This window comes from Arthrobacter phoenicis (assembly GCF_047238215.1).
In the GTDB taxonomy this organism is placed as follows: domain Bacteria; phylum Actinomycetota; class Actinomycetes; order Actinomycetales; family Micrococcaceae; genus Arthrobacter.
The window spans coordinates 263,994-284,542 of the sequence record NZ_JBDFMK010000001.1 but is presented as its reverse complement, the minus strand read 5'-3'; the positions used below and the strand labels follow the sequence as shown (position 1 = coordinate 284,542).

Below are 20,549 nucleotides of genomic sequence, written 5' to 3'. Positions count from 1 at the left end.
AGCCCTTTCTGTTTGCTGGTTACCTGTTGCTGGCTACTGGAAGCTGCCCACTGGTTGCCATGGACCGTGCGACGGCGGCTCAGGCGTGGGTGGGACGCTTCGCCGTGTACATCTCCTCGATGACGGCGTCGAAGTCCTTGAGCACCTGGGCGCGCTTGACCTTCATCGACGGAGTCAGGTGGCCCGAGGCCTCGGTGAAGTCCGAGGGAACGATCCGGAAGGACTTGATCGCCTCGGCCTGGGAGACCGACTGGTTGGCCCGGTTGATCAGTTCCTGCACCGCGGCCTGCACCGCCGGGAGCTCCGCGGCCTCGGCCACGCCGGACGCGGACAGGTTATGGCGCTGCAGCCAGCCCGGCAGGGCCTCCTCGTCCAGGGTCACCAGGGCGCCGATGAACGGACGGTTGTCGCCCACCACCAGCACCTGGGAGACCAGGGCGTCGGCGCGGATCTGGTCCTCGAGCAGCGCCGGGACCACATTCTTGCCGCCCGCGGTGACGATGATTTCCTTCTTCCGGCCGGTGATGGTCAGGAAGCCCTGGTCATCGAGCTGGCCGATGTCGCCGGTCCGGAACCAGCCGTCGGTGAATGCCTCGTCCGTCAGGTCCGGCCGGTTGAAGTAGCCGCGCATCACGCAGACGCCCTTGGCGAGGATCTCGCCGTCGTCGGCGATCTTCACCGCGTTGCCCGGGATGGGCGCGCCGACGGTGCCGATCTTGATCAGCGAGGGCGTGTTCACGGTAACCGGGGCGGTGGTCTCGGTCAGGCCGTAGCCCTCAAGGATCTGCAGGCCGATGCCCTGGAAGAAGTGGCCCAGCCGGGCGCCCAGCGGGCCGCCGCCGGAGACCGCATGGGCCACCTGGCCGCCCATGGCGTCGCGGAGCTTGCCGTAGACCAGCTTGTCGAACAGGGCGTGCTTGGCGCGCAGGACCAGCCCCACCTTCCCGTCCTGCCGGGCCCGGGAGTAGGCGATGGCGGTCTCGGCGGCGCGGTGGAAGATGGCGCCCTTGCCGCCGTCCTCCGCCTTGGTCAGGGCCGAGTTGTAGACCTTCTCGAAGACCCGGGGGACGGCCAGGATGAAGGTCGGCTTGTAGCTCTGCAGGTCCGGGAGCAGGTTCTTGATGTCCGGGGTGTGTGCCACGGTCACGCCGGCCGCCACGGCCAAGACCGAGATGAACCGGGCGAAGACGTGGGCCAGCGGCAGGAACATGATAGTGCGGGCGTCCTCGTTGACGGTCAGGCCCAGGGAGGTGGCCAGCACGTTGTCGGAGAGTTCCACGAAGTTGCCGTGGGTCAGCTCGCAGCCCTTGGGCCGCCCCGTGGTGCCCGAGGTGTAGATGATGGTGGCCAGGTCGGCGAGTCCGGCGCGGGAGCGGCGCTGCTCCAGCTCCTCGTCGCTGATCCCGGCGCCGGCAGCGCGGACCTCGTCCAGGGCGTCGCCCTCGAGCTGCCAGACGTGGCGGAGCGCGGTCAGGCCCTCGGAAGTGGCGGCCTGGCGGATGATGTCCTCGTGGTGGGCGGACTCGCCGAACGCGGCGACGGCGCCGGAGTCGCCGAGGTTCCAGGCGACCTGGGAGGGGGAGGATGTCTCGTAGATCGGCACCGACACGGCACCGGCGAACCAGATCGCGAAGTCGATCAGGGACCATTCGTACCGGGTGCGGGACATGATGCCCACCCGGTCGCCGGCGCCCACGCCGCTGGCCATCAGTCCCTTGGCGAGGGCGGAGGCGTCGGCCAGGAACTCGGTGGCGCGGATGTCCTGCCACTGCCCGGCGGCGTCGAGCCGGGAGAACAGTGCCGGGTTGGACTGCTTCGCCGCCTGGCGCAGCACCAGGTCGGTGATGTTTGTCTCCGGCGGGACGGTGACCAGGGGCGGGACAATAATTTCTCGCACGATAGCTCCTTTGATATCCGTAAACCCCCGAGGGGTACGACTAAGACTAGTACGCGGGCTTGTTACGGGTGTGGCGCACTTCACCTACTGGCCAGTAACTTTACGGCCGGTGGGGGCCTAATGCCACCCGGAGGCCCTCCCGGCGGGCCGCGCCGCCCCGGGACTGTGGGGCGGCGGGCCCTAGAATGAGGAGCGATGCACACTCCACTTCCGGGCCCGCAGCCGGCCCCGTCCCGCCGGAGCCCCATGTGGCGGCACCGGACCACACGCCGCCCGGGCGCCGAGCCGGCAGGCCGCTTCCGCGAACACCTGAGGCTGGGCCGCAAGGGCCTGGCGATCGGCATCGACATCGGCGGCACCAAGGTAGCGGCGGGCGTGGTCGACGCCGAGGGCAGGATCCTCAAGCAGGCCCGGCGGTCCACCCCTGGCAACGACCCACGCGCCGTGGAGCAGGTCATCGTGGAGCTGGTCGAGGAACTGGGCCAGGGCCACCGGATCTGGTCCGTGGGCATCGGCGCCGCCGGCTGGATGGACCTCGACGGCGCCACCGTACTCTTCAGCCCCCATCTCGCCTGGCGGAACGAGCCGCTGCGGGAGAACCTGCAGCGGCTGCTGCGCCGGCCCGTGCTGCTGACCAACGACGCCGACGCCGCGGGCTGGGCCGAGTGGCGCTTCGGCGCCGGCCGCGGAGAAGACCGGCTGGTCTGCATCACCCTGGGCACCGGCATCGGCGGGGCGATGGTGATGGACGGACGGCTGGAACGCGGACGCTTCGGCGTCGCCGGCGAATTTGGCCACCAGATCATCCAGCCCGGCGGCCACCGCTGCGAATGCGGAAACCGGGGCTGCTGGGAACAGTATGCCTCCGGCAACGCCCTCGGCCGCGAGGCCCGTGAACTTGCCGCCGCCAACTCCCCGATGGCGCAGGAACTGCTCAAGGCCGTCGGCGGCCGCGTCGGGGACATCACCGGCGTCACCGTGACCGAACTGGCCAAGGCCGGGGATCCCACCGCCCGGGAACTGCTGGAAGACGTGGGCGAGTGGCTGGGCCTGGGCCTGGCCAACCTGGCGGCCGCTCTGGACCCGGGAACCTTCGTGATCGGCGGCGGGCTCTGCGACGCCGGCGAGTTGCTCGTCGGTCCGGCCCGCACGGCGTTCGCCCGCAATCTCACCGGGCGGGGCTTCCGCCCGGCGGCCCGGATCGAGCTCGCGGCGCTCGGCCCCAACGCGGGCCTGATCGGCGCCGCAGATCTGTCCCGGGTCAGCAGCCGGATGCGGAGCTAGCGCCCCCGAATCAGGTCAGACCCGGGCGCCGTCGTCGTACTCGTCCTTTTCGTGCGGGAGCTTGGTGATCAGGTAGACCACGGACACCGCGAACGCGGCCACCATGCCGATGATCGCCAGCAGCGGGGCCGAGCGCCAGAACATCACGGAGAGCAGCAGGGCAATCGGGCCTCCCACCGCCCCGATCCACGCCAGCATGGTTAAGGGGTCCGTGTCCGAGAGCTTCGGCGGCTCCTCCGGCACGAACTCGCCGTCGCCGTCGTCGTCGGCCTCGTAGTCCCGCGGCCCGGTGCCCGCGGCGCCGCGCGATGCGGGGGCAGACCCCGGGGTCGGTCCGGGTCCCGGCGCGGCCAGGCCCAGCGGGTCGAAGTCGCTGAAACGCCGCGGCGAGGCAGAATCCCCGGCGGCTCCGGTCCAGGCTCCGCCCTTGCCGGCCGCATCCCCGTCCGTCCCGTCCCCGCCAGTCTTTTCCCCGCCTGTCCCTTCCCCGCCTGCGGCGGGTTCCGGGGCCAGGCCCGAGTCGGTCTGCTCCAGCCGTGCCACCAGGTCCAGCCAGACGGCGTCGTCCTGGTTCGCGCCCGAATCCGGGTCCGGGGACTTGGGATCTGAGTGGGTCATCTGCCGTTTCTTCCTTGGCTGCTGCTGGCGCCCGGTTCGTGGGCTGCCACGATCGAGCGGATGAATTCAGCCGTGCCGCTGAAGATCTGCGGCGCGTCGTTGTCCATGGTAGCCACGTGGTAGCTGTTCCTCAGCGGCACCACCTCCAGCGGGGCGTTGACCAGTCCGCGGCGTAGCGCTGTCATGCTGGCCTCCGAGACCACGTGGTCCACCGCGGAGCGGTAGACGCGCACCGGGGCGGTCACACGGGGGAGCAGCCGTACCGTGTCCTTGAACATCTTGTTCAACTCGTAGGCGGCCGCCACAGGGGTGCGGGCGTAGGCACCCTCGTCGACGCCTTCCTTGAGGATGTCCCCGGCGATCGCCGGTGTGCTCTTGAGGACGAAGCGCAGGAAGCCGGCCAGTGGGGCGCGGGGATCGTCGATCACCAGGCCCGGGTTGACCAGCACGGCGCCCGCCACCGGGTGGGTGGCGGCTAGCCGCAACGCCAGCGCCCCGCCCATCGAGAGTCCGGCCACCACCACGTGCTCGCATTCCTCCGCCAGCTCCAGGTATGCGGCCTCCAGGCCGGCGTGCCATTCCTGCCAGCGCGTCCGGGCCAGCTCCTGCCAGCTGGTGCCGTGGCCCGGCAGCAGCGGCATCCGCACCGCGTAGCCTTCCCGGGCGAGGGACTCCGCCCAGGCCCGGACCCCGTGAGGGCTGCCGGTGAAGCCATGGGACACCACCACGCCGACGCTGGGGCCCTCCCCGCTGAAGGGGTGGCTGAACGGCGAGTGGTCGGGCGCTGGCGTCATGGCTGCTCCGGGGTTCCTGAGGGGGCGGGGGTGTGGTCCTGGAAGAAGCGTAGCGAGCGTTCGAAGATCAGCGGCGCATCAACATCGAGGGTCGCAACGTGGCCGCTGTCCGGCAGCCGCACCACCTCCGGTGCGGACGGGCCCAGCCGGCGCTCGAGCAGGGCCAGCGAGGAGGCCGGCACCACGGCGTCGGTGTCCGATTTGAACACCAGGGCCGGCGCCGTGACCGAGGGCAGTTCCCGGAGCGTGGTGGAGAAGAGCTTGCGCAACTGGTGCACGGCCTGCAGCGGCGTGAGCGAGTAGTCGCCGTCATCGGTGGCGGCCGCCGTCGACTCCGCCTCCTGCAGCGGAACGGTGGTGCGCTGCAGGTACTTAAGGACGCCGACGTAGCGGACGCGCCGGTCGTAGAAGCTCAGGCCCGGGTTGACGACGGCGACGCCGGCCACCGGGTTCCGGGCGGCGGTGCGCAGCGCGATGGTGCCGCCCATGGACAGGCCCGCGACGAAGCAGGTGCCGCTGGTGGCGGCCAGTTCCCGGTAGGCATCCTCGAAGGCGCCGTACCATTCCAGCCAGCTCCGGCGAGCCAGGTCCCGCCAGTTTGTGCCGTGGCCGGGCAGCAGCGGAACGCTCACCGCGTAGCCTGCGGCGGCAAGGTGTTCGGCCCACGGCAGCACGCTCAACGGGCTGCCGGTAAAGCCGTGGCAGATGGCGACGCCGGTGCGCGCATTGGCGCCGTGGCCGGGGTAGGAGAAAGCGGCAGGCCGGGAGGGAGTACTGCTGTCGCTCATGAGCCCATCGTGTCACTGTTCGGGACAAAACTCACTAGAGTAGGGTGTCATTGAAGTCCTGGCCGGACCCGAAGAAGGGCCGGCCAGACGCCTGCCGGAGAGGTACACCACGTGTTTTATTGGTTCATGAAGACGTTCGTCCTCGGACCGGTCCTCAAGACGCTCTTCCGGCCGTGGGTCAAAGGCCTGGACAACGTTCCCGCCAGCGGCGCCGCCATCCTCGCCTCCAACCACCTCTCCTTCTCCGACTCCATCTTCATGCCCCTGATGGTGCCCCGGCCGGTGGTGTTCCTGGCCAAGTCCGAGTACTTCACCGGCAAGGGCGTTAAGGGCAAGCTCACGGCCGCGTTCTTCCGCCTGACCAACCAGCTGCCGATGGACCGGTCCGGGGGAGCCGCCTCCGCCCAGTCGCTGAACGCCGGCATGGACGTGCTGAAGAACGGCTCGCTGCTGGGCATCTATCCCGAGGGCACGCGCAGCCCCGACTCGCGGCTGTACCGCGGCAAGGTGGGCGTGGCCCGGCTGGCGCTGCAGGCCCGGGTCCCGGTGATCCCGGTGGCGATGATCGGCACGGACAAGGTCCAGCCGATCGGCAAGCGGGTCCCCAACATCCGCCGGATCGGCATGATCTTCGGCGAGCCAATGGATTTCAGCCGCTACTACGGCATGGAGGACGACCGGCTCATCCAGCGCTCCGTGACGGACGAGATCATGTACGAGCTGATGCGGCTCTCCGGGCAGGAGTACGTGGACGAGTACGCCGCCGTCGTCAAGCTCCGGCTCGCCGGCAAGGCCACCGAGGCGCCCACACGGGAGCCCGGCCCGGGCCCGGAGGCGCCGGGAACAGTGTGACGGGAGGGGCCCGGACTTTGACGCCCCGGCGCCGTTGAACCGCTCCCGGCGAACTATCCTAGGAGGGTGACTGAGCTATCCGCACCCTCCACGTCCCCCCTCACCTCCTCCCCGATGCCGGGCGCCCCCATGGCCCCCGCGTTCGCTGCCGGCGCCTTCGCCGGTATCTCCCAGAGCGGGGCGGCCAACTATCCCGGACTGGATGACTGGCGAAAGCTTCCGGCCTCACAGCAGCCCACCTGGTCCGACCCTGCCGTCTTCGACGCCTCGGTCAAGGAACTCTCCGTGCTGCCGCCGCTGGTGTTCGCCGGCGAGGTGGACATCCTCCGGGAACGGCTCGCCGCCGCTGCCCGGGGCGAGGCGTTCCTGCTCCAGGGCGGTGACTGCGCCGAAACCTTCGAGGCCGCCACCGCGGACAAGATCAGCGCCCGGGTCCGGACCATCCTGCAGATGGCCGTGGTGCTCACCTACGGCGCGGCCATGCCCGTGATCAAGATGGGCCGGATGGCGGGGCAGTTCGCCAAGCCGCGGTCCTCCAACGACGAGACCCGCGACGGTGTGACCCTGCCGGCGTACCGCGGCGACATTGTCAACGGCTACGACTTCACCCCCGAGTCCCGCGCCCACGACGCCGGCCGGATGCTGAAGGCGTACCACACCTCGGCGTCGACCCTGAACCTGATTCGGGCCTTCACCCAGGGCGGTTTCGCTGACCTGCGGCTGGTGCACCAGTGGAACAAGGGCTTCACGGAGAATCCTGCGCACGCCCGCTACGAATCGCTTGCCCGCGACATCGACCGGGCCATCAAGTTCATGTCCTCCTGCGGCGCCGACTTCGAGGCGCTCAAGCGCGTAGAGTTCTACGCCAGCCATGAGGCGCTGCTGCTGGACTACGAACGGGCCCTGACCCGCATCGACTCCCGCACCGGCCTGCCGTACGACACCTCCGCGCACTTCCTCTGGATCGGGGAGCGCACCCGCGAGCTGGACCACGCCCACGTGGACTTCCTCTCCCGAGTCCGCAACCCCATCGGCGTGAAGCTCGGCCCCACCACCACGGGCGACGACGCGCTGCGTCTGATCGACAAGCTGGATCCGAACCGGGAACCGGGCCGCCTGACCTTCATCACCCGCATGGGTGCCGGCAACATCCGCGAGAAGCTGCCGCCCATCGTGGAGCGGGTCACCGCCTCCGGCGCGCAGGTCCTCTGGGTCACGGACCCGATGCACGGCAACACCGTCACCTCACCGAATGGCTACAAGACCCGCAACTTCGACGACGTCATCGACGAGGTGCGCGGCTTCTTCGAGGTCCACCACGGCCTCGGCACCGTCCCGGGCGGCCTGCACGTGGAGATGACCGGCGACGACGTGGCCGAGTGCCTCGGCGGCGCGGACCCGATCGACCAGGATGCGTTCCTGGACCGCTACGAGTCCGTCTGCGACCCGCGCCTGAACCATATGCAGTCCCTCGAGATGGCGTTCCTCGTCGCCGGGTCCCTCGCCAAGCGCTAGGACCACGCCCAGCTTCAACGCAGGGACCCCCGGCCGCCATTCGGCGACCGGGGGTCCCTTCGTTTAAAGCGTCTGGGACGGCGTCCGGCTGGGCTGGGTTGCGGGCGGCGTCCGGGCTGGAGCCGGACGGGGTCCGGTCCGGCGGCTAGACCACCGTCAGGGTGATGGTGGATCCCTCCGGGACGCTCCGGTTGACCGGATCCTGGGCCCGGACGGTGCCGAAGAACCCGCCAAGGATGTTCTCCACCTGCACCTTGAAGCCGAGTTTCTCCAGCGCGTCGCGGGCCTCCTTGGCCTGCTTGCCCACGAAGCTGGGCACATCCACCATCCGCGGTCCCTTCGAGATGGTCAGCGTGACCGAGCCGCCGCGGGTGAGGTTGGCGCCGCCCGCGGGATCCTGGCTGACGACGGCGCCCTTGGGCACCGAGCGGTCGAACACGGGTTCGGGGGCGACGACGGGTTGCAGTCCGGCGGCCTGCAGGGCCCTGGCTGCGGCGTCCTGGTCCTTGCCCCGCACATCCGGAACCGGGATGGGCTGCGGGCCCTTAGAGACCGTCAGGCCCACCGGGGTGCCGTGCTTGGCGGGAGTGCCCTTGGCCGGGTCCTGCGCCAGCACGGCACCGGCCGGGGCGGATTCGTCGAAGGTCTGGGTGACCGGACCGAGGGCCATTCCGGCGCCGTTGAGCGCCGTCTTCGCCTCGTCCAGGGACTTGCCGGTCAGTTCGGGCAGCGGGAAGAGCTCCGGGCCCTTGGAGACGGCCAGGGAGACGGGTTCGAACTTGCGGATGACCTTGCCGGCCGGGGGCTCCGAGCCGACCACCAGGCCGGGGGAGACGCTGTCGTCGAAGACGTCCCGGGTGGTCGAGTTGAAGCCCGCCGTCCGCAGCAGGGCCTGGGCCTCGGCGACGGTCTTGTTACCCACCTGCGGCACGGTGCCGGGCGAGCCGGGACCCATCCCGAAGAACCACCCGGCCCCGGCGGCGAGGACCGCCACCACCACCAGCACCACGATCCAGACCAGGCCGCGGCGGCGGGGGTTGCCGGGCCGCAGGGCGCGGCTGGGCGTAGCGGCGGCGCGCTGCCGGGCCTTCTCCTCGTCCCGGTCGAGCTTGCGCTGGGCGCGTTTGCTGGCCGGCGGCGCGGCGGCGTCCCCGGCCCAGGCCTCCGCCCCGAAACCGGAGTCGCCGAAGTGTGAGCCGCCATCATCGGAGTCGCCGGGTGCGGTCAGCGGGCCGAAGCCGCCTGCGGTGGCTTCCCGGGCCGGCAGACGGGACGTCCCCGGGATCACCGTGGTGGGGTTGCTGCCGCCACGGCCGATCACCTCGGTGGGCTGAGGGAGGGCGCCGAGGAACTCGGTGTGCGCCCCGCCGTCGCCGGCAGCGGCGCCCGCAGCGGCGCCAGCAGCACCCGCAACGACACCGGCCGCCGCACCCGCCGCCGCGCCGGGCACCGCGGGCGAGAGCGGACGGGCGGCGGGCGGCTGCAGGTCGAGTTCGGCGTCGCTGAGGTTGGTCCGGATGTGGCGCAGCTCGGAGAGCAGGGCCTGCCCGTCCACCGGGCGCTTCTCGGGGTCGTTGGCGGTGCACCATTGCACCAGCTCATCGATTTCCCCGGCCAGTCCCGGCACCAGAAGCGAGGGCGCGCCCACGCTGGAGTTCACGTGCTGGTACGCCACCTGGATGGGCACCTCGCCGTCGAACGGCTGGCGGCCGGTGATCATCTCGTAAAGCATGATGCCCAGGGAGTAGATGTCGCTGCGGGCATCGGCCTGCCGGCCCATGACGAGTTCGGGGGAGAGGTACGCCACCGTGCCGATCAGCGCGCCGGTGCTGGTCGACGTCGTGATGGCCCGCGCGAGGCCGAAGTCGCCGATCTTGATCCGGCCGTCGTCGGCGATCAGGACGTTCTCCGGCTTCACGTCCCGGTGGATCAGCCCGGCGGCGTGCGCGGCGGCGAGGCCCTCAACCACGGGGTCGATGTAGGCCAGGGCCAGCCGCGGCGTGAGGGCGCCGCGTTCCTTGAGCATGTCCCGGAGGGTGTGGCCCTTGATGTACTCCATGACCAGGTAGGCCAGCGGGCCGTCCTCGCCCTGGTCCAGCATGCCCACCACGTGGGCGTGGGAGAGCCGGGCCGCCGCCTTCGCCTCCCGGCCCAGGCGGTCCAGGAACTGCGGGTCGCCGGCCATGTGCGGGTGCAGGACTTTGAGCGCCACGTCCCGCTCCAGGCGGCGGTCCGTGGCGAGGTAAACGGTGGACATGCCGCCCCTGGCCAGCTTGGAACGAACCAGGTACCGGTTGTCCACGAGGGTCCCGACGAGAGCATCCGAAGTGTAGTCCTGCACCATTCGATCCTACGTTCTGCACAGAAACGGGCCCGGATTGACATGCAATCCGGGCCCGTATCGTTACGCGACGGAGGGCTCAGCCCCGCGCGAAGCCGGGGTCAGCTGAACTGCTGCTGCAGCCGCTTGATGGACGCGACGTACGCCTTGGTGTCGTCGTACATGCCGTTCTTGCTCACCGAGTACTGACCCTGGTAGTAACCGGCGATCGCGTTGTCCAGGTCCTTGCTGGTGCGGACCAGCTGGCGGATGATGGCGACGCCGGCCGTGGCGTTGTCGTACGGGTCCAGCAGGTTCAACTTGCGGCCCACCAGGTCTGAGGCCCACTGTCCCGAGGACGGGATGACCTGCATGGTGCCAATGGCGTTGGCGGGGGAGACCGAGCGCTGGTTGAAGCTGGACTCCTGGAAGGCGAAGGCCATGGCCAGGGACGGGTCGACGCCCATCCGCCGCGCGGTGTCCGCGACGATCTGCTTCATCTGCGCGGTGCTGGGCACCGGCGAGGCGTTCAGGATCGCCTTGTTGGCGTTGGCGGAGCTGACCACGGCTTCCGGGTAGCTGAAGCCGAGGAAGGTGCTCGGGACCAGCGGCGTGACCGTGGCCGGCGGCGTGCTGGAGCTCGGGTTGACCGTGGTGGAGGAACCCGCACCCGGGATGACCAGCTTGTTGCCCGGGTAGATGATGCTGCTCATGGTCAGCCGGTTCGCCGAGAGGATGTCGGCGAGCTTCACGCCGTTCTTAGCCGCGATACCGGAGAGGGTGTCGCCGGACTTCACGGTGTAGGAGCCGGAAGCCGGGGCCGGGGCGGGTGCGGACGGCGCGGGGGCTGCCACCGGTGCGGGGGCCGCCGGTGCCGGGGCGGCGGGGGCGGAACTGCCGCCCACCTTGATCTGCTGGCCCGGGTAGATGATCGAGCGCATGTTCAGCCCGTTCCAGTTCAGGACATCGGAGAGCTGGACGCCGCTGCGGGCGGCGATCGCGCTGAGGGTGTCGCCGGACTTCACGGTGTAGGACTGGCCGCCGGCGGGAGCGGGGGCCGGGGCCGACGGCGCGGCGGGGGCCTGGGGGGAGGCAACGGCGTTGCCGCTGAGCTTGATCTTCTGGCCCGGGTAGATGATCGTGTTCGGCTGCATGTTGTTCAGCGACAGGACCGCGTTGGTGTCCAGGCCGAACTTGCCGGCGATGGCGCTGACGGTGTCGCCGCGGGCAATCGTGTACTCGGCCGGAACCGGCGTCTGGGCCGGCTGGAATGCTGCCGGGATGGTGGTGGAGACGGCGGCGGCCGGGATGACTGCGGACGGCAGGGCCTGGGCGGTGAGTCCGGCGGCCTGGGCCTTCATGGCGGCGGCCAGGGTGGCCGGGATGGCGCGCGGCCGGGATTCCGCGGCGGCCGGCTGGGCGATCGCCAGCGAAGACAGGACGACGGCGGGCAGGGCCGCCGTCGTGGCCGCGATCAGCGGGAGGCCGGGCCTAGGGGTTGGCTTCGGCGCACGGGACGTCGTCATGGGAAAGATCCTCTTCTCAGCGGCGAACGCTGCAGGTCAGGCCGGTGTTACTGGTGTTACCAGTGTGACTCTAGATACCCCAGTTACAAATGTGATCTATGTGAATCTCTCATGAATTGGGAAATAGCACAAGAACTGTTTGACATTCCGTAAACCCGTTTAGTGGGTGTGTCGTGGACGGGTGCAACGGAGCGGGGTGAATTACCGTCCGGGACGCGGCTAACTAGGCGCAATACGTCCCGACATGGCACTCTTGACGCGTGAGTAATGTAGAAAGCCTTGTAGGCGAATGGCTGCCCCTGCCCGATGTTGCCGAGCTGCTGAATGTCTCCATCACCAAGGTTCACGCGCTGCTGGACGAGCGTGCGCTGGCGGCGATCCGGGTTGGAGACCGCCGCATCCGCTCGGTGCCCGCGGCGTTTATTCAGGACGGCCACGCGGTGGAAAGCCTGAAGGGCACGATTGTGGTGCTCTCCGACGCTGGTTATTCGGATGAGGAATTGATTACCTGGCTGTTCACCGCTGACGAATCCCTGCGCGGCCGTCCGATTGACGCCCTCCGGGAGGGCCGCAAGACCGAGATCCGCCGCCGCGCCCAGACGATGGCCTGGTAGCGGACTGCGGGTTTCCTGGATCCACTTTCGGCATGAGCGGCGAAGGCTGTGCCCGGGGCAGACACTCTGCCCGGGGCACGGCCTTCGCTTTTTTGTTGACGCTGCTCTTGTCGTCGGTGCTGTTGTCGCTGTTACTGCCGCTAACGCGCGTCAGGCCGCGCGGCTAACGGCGGCCTCGGCGAGCCGGCGCAGGGCCGTCTTCGGCAGCTCGTCCAGTTCCAGCGACTCCAGCGCGTCGAAGGCGGCCTGGCCGAACTCCTCGATCAGCGTCTCGGTGGCCTGCAGGGCCCCGCACTCGACGATGATCCGGCGGATTTCCTCGACGTCGTTGTCCCCGAGGCCGGGACTGCCCAGCCGGGCGTCGATGAACCCGGACTCCTCCGGGGTGGCCATCTCCAGGGAAAAAGCCACCAGGACGGTGCGCTTGCCCTCGCGGAGGTCGTCGCCCGCGGGCTTGCCGGTGGTCACCGGGTCGCCAAACACGCCCAGGACGTCGTCGCGCAGCTGGAAGGCCTCGCCGAGCGGCAAGGCGAAGGCCGAGTATCCGCGCAGCAGGGCGTCGGTGGCGCCGGCCAGCGCCCCGCCCAGGGCCAGCGGATGCTCGGTGGAGTATTTCGCGGACTTGAACCGGATGATGGACTGCGCCCGGCTCACGGCACCGGCACGGTCGCGGCGCGGCCCGGCGACCTCCTCGAGGATGTCCAGGTACTGGCCCGCCATGACCTCGGCGCGCATCAGGTTGAAGATGAGCCGGGCCCGGCTGCCGGCGGCGGCGCGGTTGCCGATCTCGGTGAAGGATTCCTCGCTGAAGGACAGGCACAGGTCGCCGGTGAGGATGGCCGCGGCGTGGCCGAAGCGTTCGGGATCCAGGGCCCAGCCCTGCTCGCCGTGCAGCTCGCTGAAGCGGCGGTGCACGCTGGGGCCGCCGCGCCGGGTATCGGAGCGGTCGATGATGTCGTCGTGGATCAGCGCGGCCGCCTGGAACAGCTCGAGCGCCGAGCCTGCGGTGATCACCTCGGGGGCCGCGGCGTCCCCGCCGGCACCCCGCCAGCCCCAGTAGCACATCAGTGCGCGGAGCCGCTTGCCGCCGGTGACCAGGTTGGAGATGGACCCCATCAGCGGGTCGATGTCCGGCGAGATGGTGGACATGATCGCGGCGCGCCCGGTCAGGAACTCGGTGAGCTTTCCGGCCACTGCGGCGACGTAGGCGGCCTGTTCGTCCCGGAGTTGTTCGGCCAGGCTCACTTGACGGACCCGGGGGCGACGTTGGCGCCGATGGTGAAGGTGGACACCCCGGCGGCTTCGACGACGGCGAGGTTAACGGTCTCGTTGTCGCCCCGGACGAAGTCCTTGGACGCCACCGCGCCGACCTTCTCGCCCGGAACGGCCTTGAACCCCTGGCCCTCCAGCTGCTGGGTGTAATAGGCCACGACGTCGGAGGAAGGCGCGGACACCTTGCCCACCAGGGCGACGGTGGCGGGGGAGCCGGTCTTGTCGAAGCTGCTGGATTCCACCTTGGCGTTCGGCATCAGCGGCAGGAGCTGCTGCGGGAAGCCGGCCACCAGGGCACCTACGGTCGCGGAGGTGCCCGGCGTGGCGGACGGGCTGGGGGAGGCGGTGACGGAGGCCGTAGCGGTGGGTGCCGGAGCGGCGGCCGACGATGCGGCCGGCGTTCCCGCCCCGGAGGTGCAGGCCGTCAGGGCCAGCAGGGCCCCTGCCGCGGCGACTGCGGCCACGGCCCGTGTACGCTCTCCAATTACCTTCACGAAGACATTCCTCCTGGTGTTGATGCCGGATCCAGCCTCCAGTTTAGTCAGGCCCTGCGGCTAGGATTGATCCGGTGGGGCAGGAGAGCGGCAGCAGTGCCGGAACGGGCAGCGGATCATCCGGCGGAACGGCGTTGAGCGCCGATGCGCTGCGTGAGCTGCGCGGCAGCAGCATCCTGCACGTGGACATGGATGCCTTCTTCGTCTCGGTGGAGCTCCGGACCCGGCCCGAACTCAAGGGCAGGCCGGTGATCGTCGGCTACCCCGGGGAACGGTCCGTCGTCCTCTCCGCCTCCTACGAGGCACGCAAGTTCGGCGTCAAGTCGGCCATGCCGATGGCCCTCGCAGCACGGATGTGCCCGGCCGCGGTCATCATCGAACCCCGCCACAAGCTCTACTACGAAGTCTCCGGGCAAATCATGGCCATCTTCGGCTCGATCACCGACCTCGTGGAACCGCTCAGTGTCGACGAGGCGTTCCTCGACGTCGGCGGCGCCATCCGCAGGCTCGGCCCGCCGCGGGAGATCGGCGCCCTGATCCGACGCCGGGTCTCGGCCGAACTCGGCATCACCGCCTCGGTGGGAATCGCCGCCAGCAAGTTCGTGGCGAAGATCGCCTCCACCCGCTGCAAGCCGGACGGGCTGTTGCTGATTGCCCCGGAGGAGACCGTGCCTTATCTCCACACCCTGCCGGTCAACGCGCTCTGGGGCGTGGGCGCCAAGACGGTCGAGGTCCTGGCCCGGATGGGAATCCGCACCGTGGCGGATGTGGCCGCCACCCCGCTGCCCTCGCTGCGGAAGATCCTCGGGGCCACCGGCGAACACGTCCACCGGCTCTCCTGGGGCATCGACCCGCGGCCGGTCACCCCGGTGCGGCTGGAGAAGAGCATCGGCGCCGAGGAGACGTTCGCCGTGGACACCACCGACGCGGCCCTGCTGCACCGTGAGCTCCTGCGCCTCTCCCACCGGACTGCGGGACGGCTTAGGAGCGCCGGTATGCACGCGCGGACCGTCGCGCTCAAGCTGCGCTACGCCGATTTCTCCACCATCACCCGCAGCCGGACCGTCAGCACCCCGCTGGACAGCGCCCAGCTGCTCTACGGAGTGGCGGTGCAGCTGCTCGACTCAGTCGGGGACCGGCCCATGGCCGTCCGCCTCATCGGCATCCGGGCCGAACAGCTGGAGGAGGCCGCGCAGGCGCCGCTGCAGTTGAGTCTTGACCGGCGGGATGACAACTGGCGCGCCGCCGAGCAGGCCCTGGATAAAGTGACCCGGAAATTCGGTGCCAGTTCGGTCCTTCCGGCCCGTCTGCTGGACCCGTCGCCTGGTACGGACTGACCACGCGGCGGAGACCCCGGCGGGGCGCCGCCGGAGGACTTTCGGCGTCTTTCAGAACGGGCCCCGACAAACTATCCTTATTTATACGTAGATTTCGAACGGCTGGATGGAACGTTCGGACTGCCGGCTGTGTCAGGGGAAGCGACCGTGAACGGCCTCGAGGGTGCCAGTCGTCCGATGGTGGACGACGGGAACCGACGGGGAGTTCCGGACGTTGGGCAGGTAGGACAGGGCCGCGTCAGATCCGGACGTTGGCCGATTAAAGGAGGTCGTGATGCCGCTCTCGGAGCACGAACAGAAGTTGCTTGAGCAACTTGAGAAGCAGCTGCACGAGGACGATCCCAAGTTTGCCAGTTCCATGGGATCGGACCCGGTCCGCTCCTGGTCCACCCGGCACCTGGTGATCGGAATCCTCGGCACCCTCGCGGGCGTCCTCCTGCTGTTGTTGGGCGTCTCGCTGCAGAACATCATCGTCGGGGTCCTCGGCTTCGTGGTGATGGGAGCCGGCGTCTACTACGCCACCATGCGCAACGGCGGCGTCAAGGCCAAGGCCGGCGGAACGCCCCGCAAGCCCGGCAAGCCCCGCAGTTCGTTCATGAGTAACCTCGAGGAACGCTGGGAAGAACGGCACCGCGGCGGGGACGCCTGACCGCAGACCCTGCTCCACTCCGCTCCACCGGCACTGCCTCCACTTCACACCACCGGCACCCGGTTTCCGCGACCAAGGCCCGCTTCGGCGGGCCTTTCGCCTTTTAACCCACCTTTTGGCCTCCACCCGGCCCCTTTCGCCCTCCACCGCACCCCACTTTGGCTCCTTCCCTTTATTGGCGCGGGACACCGCCAGGAAAAATGTGTCGAAATTGTGGCCAAAAGGCCGGAATGTCGTTGACGGGGGAGCGAAGTGGAGTAATGTGGAGCGCGTAAGAGGGTAGTGGCAGCACAGGGGACGTTGGACTTCCTAGGACAGACGGGTGGTGGGCCGTGTTTCTCGGCACTCATTCACCACGCCTGGACGAGAAAGGCCGCATCATCCTGCCGGCGAAGTTCCGCGAGGAACTGGCCGGGGGTCTGGTTCTCACGAGGGGCCAGGAGCGTTGCATCTACGTCTTCAGTGAGGCGGAATTCGGCCGGGTTCACGAGCAGATGCGGGAGGCTCCAATTTCCTCCAAGCAGGCCCGTGACTACATCCGCGTTTTCCTCTCTGGAGCCTCGGACGAGGTACCTGACAAGCAGGGGCGCGTGACGATTCCGCCGGCGCTCCGGGAGTACGCAGGACTCGGCAGGGAGCTGGCCGTCATTGGCGCCGGCACCCGAGCGGAGATCTGGGACGCCCAGGCCTGGAACGAGTACCTGGCTGAGAAGGAAACCGCCTTCTCGGAAACCGACGACGCCATCCCGGGGATTCTCTAGCCCCCGGCGCCGCCGCCGAACCATCGCTTCTTGATCGAGATCTCCAGCCGCCCATCCCGCACCCCACCTGGCTCACTTCCCCGGAGCCAGGCGGACCGCAGGATAGGCGCGGATGGGGATCTGGACTAAGAAGCACCCCTCCAGTACCGCCAACCAGGAAAGGACGCAGGCATGAGTGACGACTCCCACCAGGCGAAGCCTACGTCCGAACGCCATGTACCGGTCCTCAAGGACCGGTGCATCAATTTGTTGGCCCCGGGATTCGACGCGGCCCGGCGCCGGGGCGAGACGCCCGTCGTCGTTGACGCGACGCTCGGCATGGGCGGCCACTCGGAGGCGATGCTGCAGCGGTTCCCTGACCTGCACCTGATCGGCATCGACCGGGACGAGGAAGCCCTTGCCCTGGCGGGGGAGCGGCTCGCCCCGTTTGCCGACCGCACCGACCTGGTCCACGCGGTGTACGACGAGATCGCCGAGGTGATCGAGGACCTCGGTTTCAGCAAAGTCCACGGCATCCTGATGGACCTCGGCGTCTCCTCCCTGCAGCTGGACGAGCGGGAGCGGGGCTTCGCCTACTCCTTCGACGCGCCGCTGGACATGCGGATGGACACCAGCCGCGGAATCACCGCGGCAGACGTCGTCAATACCTACAGTGAAGAGGACCTGGTCCGGATCATCCGGAAGTGGGGCGAGGAAAAGTTCGCCGGCCGGATCGCCAACCGGATCGTCGCCGCCCGCGCCGAGCGTCCCTTCACCACCACTGCCCAGCTGGTCGACACCATCCGGGCGGTCGTCCCCGCCGGCGCCGCCAAGTCCGGCGGACACCCGGCCAAGCGGACCTTCCAGGCCCTGCGCATCGAGGTCAACGAGGAACTCGACGTGCTGGAACGCGCCATCCCCGCCGCCGTGGCCTCGATCGCCCTCGGCGGCCGGGTCGTCGTGATGTCGTACCACTCGCTGGAAGACAAGATCGTCAAGGCCGTCTTCCGGGCCGGCTCGAAGTCCTCCGCGCCCCTGGGCTTCCCGGTGGAGCTCGAGGAGCACAAGCCGGAACTGAAAACCCTGACGAAGGGCACCGAGGTGCCCACCGCCGCCGAAATCGCCGAAAACCCACGCGCTGCCTCCGCCAGGCTCCGCGCCGTGGAACGCATCAAAGCCAGGAGAGACGCATGAGCGCTGCCGCCGCCACCACGTACCCCGTGTCCACCGCTGCGACCGCGCGTGCACTGCCGGAGCTCCAGCCGGGGCAGCCGGCCCGGAAGAACCGCACCCCGCTCTCGGTGGTCCAGTCCGTTCCGCGCCGCCGCCGTCGGGCCCCATTCGTCGTCATGTGCTTCGGCCTGCTGGCCCTGGCCCTGATGGCCGTGCTGGTGCTGAACATCTCCGTTTCCTCCGCCCAGTACCAGCTGGTGGAGCTGCGGGCGAAGCAGAACACGCTGACCAAGCAGAACCAGGACCTCACCCAGCAGGTGCAGAACTACGACGCCCCGCAGAACCTGGCCGCCAAGGCCACGGAGCTGGGCATGGTGGCCTCCACCGCCAAGGGCCAGATCGACCTGTCCACGCTCTCGGTCACCGGAAAGGCCAAGCCCGCCGCGAAGTCGGACGCGCCCTCGGCCGTGATCGCCGCCCCGGCCATCGCCGGCCAGGTCGCCGTCGTTCCCGCACCGACCGCCCAGGATCCGCTCGCCAACCGCAAGCCGGCCGACAGCACCGCCGCTGCGGCTTCCGCCACCGACGCCGCCGCGAAGACCGCGGCCGACGCAGCCAAGCAGGCGGCGGAACAGGCCGCAGCCAAGGCCGCCGCGGCCGTGCCCGCCGTCGAACTGCACGGCGGCTCCATCCCGGCGCCGGCCCAGAAGACCCCCGGCAAGTAGCCCCGGCCGGTAACGGACAGGACCACCCCGCACCGCCGACCAGCAAGGAAATACCGTGGCGCAGAACACCGGCAAGGCACGCTCATCCCGGACCTCAAGCGCCACCCGGCGGCTGCGGATCGGGCTCTGCCTGATGCTCGCGCTGCTGCTGGTGGTGGGCGCCAAGCTCTTCCTGGTCCAGGGCCTGGACATGGGCGGCATGGCCGAGGCGGCCCTGAAGAACCGGCTCACACCCACGGTGCTCCCGGCCGAGCGCGGCAAGATCCTCGACGCCTCCGGCAACGTGCTGGCCAGCAGCGTCATCCGCTACAACGTGGTGGTCGACCAAACCGTCAACACCGCCACCGCCACCTTCCCCCGGCTCGAGACGGTGGACGGCAAGGACACGATCGTCAAGATCCCGCGGGACCAGGGCATCGAGGAACTCGCCAACGTCCTCGGCATGAAAAAGGACGACGTCAAGAACGCCCTGACCGGCACCCAGCGCTACTACATCGTCGCCAAGGACATCCGGCCCGACGTCGAGGACCGGATCTCCAAGCTGCAGATCCCGGGCCTGGCCTCGGAGGGCACCAGCAAGCGCGTCTACCCCAACGGCTCGGTGGCCGGCGGTATTGTCGGCTTCCTCAAGGACGGCACCACCGGCCAGGCCGGCCTCGAACAGACTCAGGACGACGTGCTGAAGGGCACCCCGGGCAAGCGCGTCTTTGAGATCGGCGCCGACGGCCTCCGCATCCCGGTGGGTGTGGACCAGCTGACCCCCGCCGTCAACGGCAAGGACGTCAAGCTCACCCTGAACTCGGACCTTCAGTACTTCGCCCAGCAGGCCATCCAGAGCCAGAAGGACAAGCTAAGCGCCGAGTGGGGCATCATCGTCATCTCCGACGTGAAGAACGGCAACATCATCGCCATGGCGGACACCAACGCCCCGGACCCCAACGACCCGGGCAAGGTCGACGCCAAGGACCGCGGCGTCCGCGCTGTCACCGCCGCCTACGAGCCCGGCTCGGTGGAGAAGATGATCACCGCCGCCTCGGCCATCGAGGAGGGCACCTCCCACCCGCTGGACACCTACACCATCCCGCCGACCTACACCGTGGACGGGCAGACCTTCTCCGACGCGTTCGAGCACGGCACCGAGCAGCGGACCCTGGCCGGGATCGTGGGCTACTCGATGAACACCGGCACCGTGATGGTCGGCCAGAAGCTGAGCAAGGAAAAGCGGCACGACTGGCTGCAGAAGTTCGGCATCGGCGAGGCCCCGGACATCGGGCTACCCGCCGAGACGCCTGGCATCCTCACCCCCGCGGACCAGTGGGACGGCCGGCAGCAGTACACCGTCCTCTTCGGCCAGGGCGTGGCGCAGTCCACCCTGCAGACCGTGCGGGCCTACCAGAGCATCGCCAACGACGGCGTCATGCTCCAGCCCCGCCTGATCGACAGCTACATCGACCCGGACGGCCACGAGGAAAAGGTCCCCGCCAAGGACAGCCGGCAAGTGGTCAGCAAGGACACCGCCAAGCAGGTCCGGGACATCCTGGAGAGCGCCGTGACCGAGGGCGAGATCAAGGACGCGGCGATCGACGGCTACCGGGTGGGCGCCAAGACCGGCACCTCCGAGTCCCCGTGCGACGACGGCAAGCCCGGCTTCTGCGGCTACACCGCCTCCATGGTGGGGATGGCGCCGATGGACGATCCGCGGTTTATTGTTGAAGTGGTCCTGCAGCGGCCCAAGGGCAGCATCTACGGCATCACCAACGGGCCCGTTTTCCGTTCGGTGATGGGCCAGACGCTGCGGACCTACAACGTCCAGCCCTCCACCGGCGCGCCGGTCAGGCTGCCGCAGTACGCCAAGTAGCACACGAGACCACCAGCCAGCAGCACGTTATTCACGCAGCCGGGCCTGGGCGCGGGGCAATCCTCCGCGCGCAGCGCGCGCTGCCCGCACCAC

18 protein-coding genes are annotated in these 20,549 nt (G+C 69.3%); 10 read left to right on the top strand and 8 right to left on the bottom strand.

The window, feature by feature from the left end; genetic code table 11:
- Positions 1-79: 79 nt before the first annotated feature.
- A complete protein-coding gene (locus ABC337_RS01285; RefSeq protein WP_412882677.1) occupies positions 80-1,897 on the bottom strand; it encodes an AMP-dependent synthetase/ligase in 1,818 nt (605 codons plus the stop codon).
- A gap of 195 nt (positions 1,898-2,092) precedes the next feature.
- Here ABC337_RS01285 and ABC337_RS01280 point away from each other — a divergent pair, with 195 nt between their 5' ends.
- On the top strand, positions 2,093-3,181 hold the full coding sequence (locus ABC337_RS01280; RefSeq protein ID WP_364137875.1) for an ROK family glucokinase: 1,089 nt from the start codon (positions 2,093-2,095) through the stop codon (positions 3,179-3,181).
- 15 nt (positions 3,182-3,196) lie between these two features.
- Here ABC337_RS01280 and ABC337_RS01275 read toward each other — a convergent pair whose 3' ends face one another.
- The 3 genes from ABC337_RS01275 to ABC337_RS01265 are packed head-to-tail and all read right to left on the bottom strand — an operon-like array spanning position 3,197 to position 5,381.
- Positions 3,197-3,799 (bottom strand): hypothetical protein, encoded by a 603-nt coding sequence (locus ABC337_RS01275; RefSeq protein ID WP_412882678.1) that lies wholly within the window; start codon positions 3,797-3,799, stop codon positions 3,197-3,199.
- Positions 3,796-4,593: an alpha/beta hydrolase gene (locus tag ABC337_RS01270; protein ID WP_412882679.1), complete on the bottom strand. Its 798-nt coding sequence runs from the start codon at positions 4,591-4,593 to the stop codon at positions 3,796-3,798. The genes ABC337_RS01275 and ABC337_RS01270 overlap by 4 nt, the downstream gene beginning before the upstream one ends.
- Complete coding sequence (locus tag ABC337_RS01265) at positions 4,590-5,381, bottom strand: alpha/beta hydrolase (protein WP_412882680.1); 792 nt, start codon at positions 5,379-5,381, stop codon at positions 4,590-4,592. The genes ABC337_RS01270 and ABC337_RS01265 overlap by 4 nt, the downstream gene beginning before the upstream one ends.
- 111 nt (positions 5,382-5,492) lie before the next feature.
- On the opposite strand from ABC337_RS01265, the gene ABC337_RS01260 reads away from it, so the two are divergent.
- Positions 5,493-6,233 carry a lysophospholipid acyltransferase family protein gene (locus tag ABC337_RS01260; RefSeq protein ID WP_412882681.1) on the top strand — a complete coding sequence of 247 codons (741 nt, stop codon included), beginning with the start codon at positions 5,493-5,495 and terminating at the stop codon, positions 6,231-6,233.
- Between the two features lie 114 nt (positions 6,234-6,347).
- Positions 6,348-7,748 carry a class II 3-deoxy-7-phosphoheptulonate synthase gene (locus ABC337_RS01255; protein ID WP_412883251.1) on the top strand — a complete coding sequence of 467 codons (1,401 nt, stop codon included), beginning with the start codon at positions 6,348-6,350 and terminating at the stop codon, positions 7,746-7,748.
- A gap of 145 nt (positions 7,749-7,893) precedes the next feature.
- Here ABC337_RS01255 and ABC337_RS01250 read toward each other — a convergent pair whose 3' ends face one another.
- Both ABC337_RS01250 and ABC337_RS01245 read right to left on the bottom strand, forming a co-directional pair.
- Complete coding sequence (locus tag ABC337_RS01250; protein ID WP_412882682.1) at positions 7,894-10,092, bottom strand: Stk1 family PASTA domain-containing Ser/Thr kinase; 2,199 nt, start codon at positions 10,090-10,092, stop codon at positions 7,894-7,896.
- Between the two features lie 98 nt (positions 10,093-10,190).
- A complete protein-coding gene (locus ABC337_RS01245; protein WP_412882683.1) occupies positions 10,191-11,594 on the bottom strand; it encodes a LysM peptidoglycan-binding domain-containing protein in 1,404 nt (467 codons plus the stop codon).
- Between the two features lie 260 nt (positions 11,595-11,854).
- Between ABC337_RS01245 and ABC337_RS01240 the strand changes: the two genes are divergently transcribed.
- Complete coding sequence (locus ABC337_RS01240) at positions 11,855-12,208, top strand: Rv2175c family DNA-binding protein (protein ID WP_377973010.1); 354 nt, start codon at positions 11,855-11,857, stop codon at positions 12,206-12,208.
- A 150-nt stretch (positions 12,209-12,358) separates the two neighbouring features.
- Here ABC337_RS01240 and ABC337_RS01235 read toward each other — a convergent pair whose 3' ends face one another.
- Together ABC337_RS01235 and ABC337_RS01230 are read right to left on the bottom strand one after the other, a co-directional pair.
- Positions 12,359-13,453: a polyprenyl synthetase family protein gene (locus tag ABC337_RS01235; protein WP_412882684.1), complete on the bottom strand. Its 1,095-nt coding sequence runs from the start codon at positions 13,451-13,453 to the stop codon at positions 12,359-12,361.
- Positions 13,450-13,974, bottom strand: coding sequence for a hypothetical protein (locus tag ABC337_RS01230; RefSeq protein WP_412882685.1), 525 nt, complete (start codon positions 13,972-13,974; stop codon positions 13,450-13,452). The genes ABC337_RS01235 and ABC337_RS01230 overlap by 4 nt, the downstream gene beginning before the upstream one ends.
- A 134-nt stretch (positions 13,975-14,108) precedes the next feature.
- Here ABC337_RS01230 and dinB point away from each other — a divergent pair, with 134 nt between their 5' ends.
- From dinB to ABC337_RS01200, 6 genes are all read left to right on the top strand, one after another.
- Positions 14,109-15,311, top strand: coding sequence for a DNA polymerase IV (gene dinB / locus ABC337_RS01225; protein ID WP_412883252.1), 1,203 nt, complete (start codon positions 14,109-14,111; stop codon positions 15,309-15,311).
- A gap of 274 nt (positions 15,312-15,585) precedes the next feature.
- Positions 15,586-15,960, top strand: coding sequence for a DUF3040 domain-containing protein (locus tag ABC337_RS01220; RefSeq protein WP_412882686.1), 375 nt, complete (start codon positions 15,586-15,588; stop codon positions 15,958-15,960).
- 332 nt (positions 15,961-16,292) lie between these two features.
- On the top strand, positions 16,293-16,721 hold the full coding sequence (gene mraZ / locus ABC337_RS01215) for a division/cell wall cluster transcriptional repressor MraZ (protein WP_160666519.1): 429 nt from the start codon (positions 16,293-16,295) through the stop codon (positions 16,719-16,721).
- Between the two features lie 171 nt (positions 16,722-16,892).
- Positions 16,893-17,894: a 16S rRNA (cytosine(1402)-N(4))-methyltransferase RsmH gene (gene rsmH, locus ABC337_RS01210; protein ID WP_412882687.1), complete on the top strand. Its 1,002-nt coding sequence runs from the start codon at positions 16,893-16,895 to the stop codon at positions 17,892-17,894.
- Positions 17,891-18,598 (top strand): cell division protein FtsL, encoded by a 708-nt coding sequence (ftsL, locus tag ABC337_RS01205; RefSeq protein WP_412882688.1) that lies wholly within the window; start codon positions 17,891-17,893, stop codon positions 18,596-18,598. The genes rsmH and ftsL overlap by 4 nt, the downstream gene beginning before the upstream one ends.
- A gap of 55 nt (positions 18,599-18,653) precedes the next feature.
- Positions 18,654-20,456: a peptidoglycan D,D-transpeptidase FtsI family protein gene (locus ABC337_RS01200; RefSeq protein ID WP_412882689.1), complete on the top strand. Its 1,803-nt coding sequence runs from the start codon at positions 18,654-18,656 to the stop codon at positions 20,454-20,456.
- Positions 20,457-20,549: the final 93 nt, after the last annotated feature.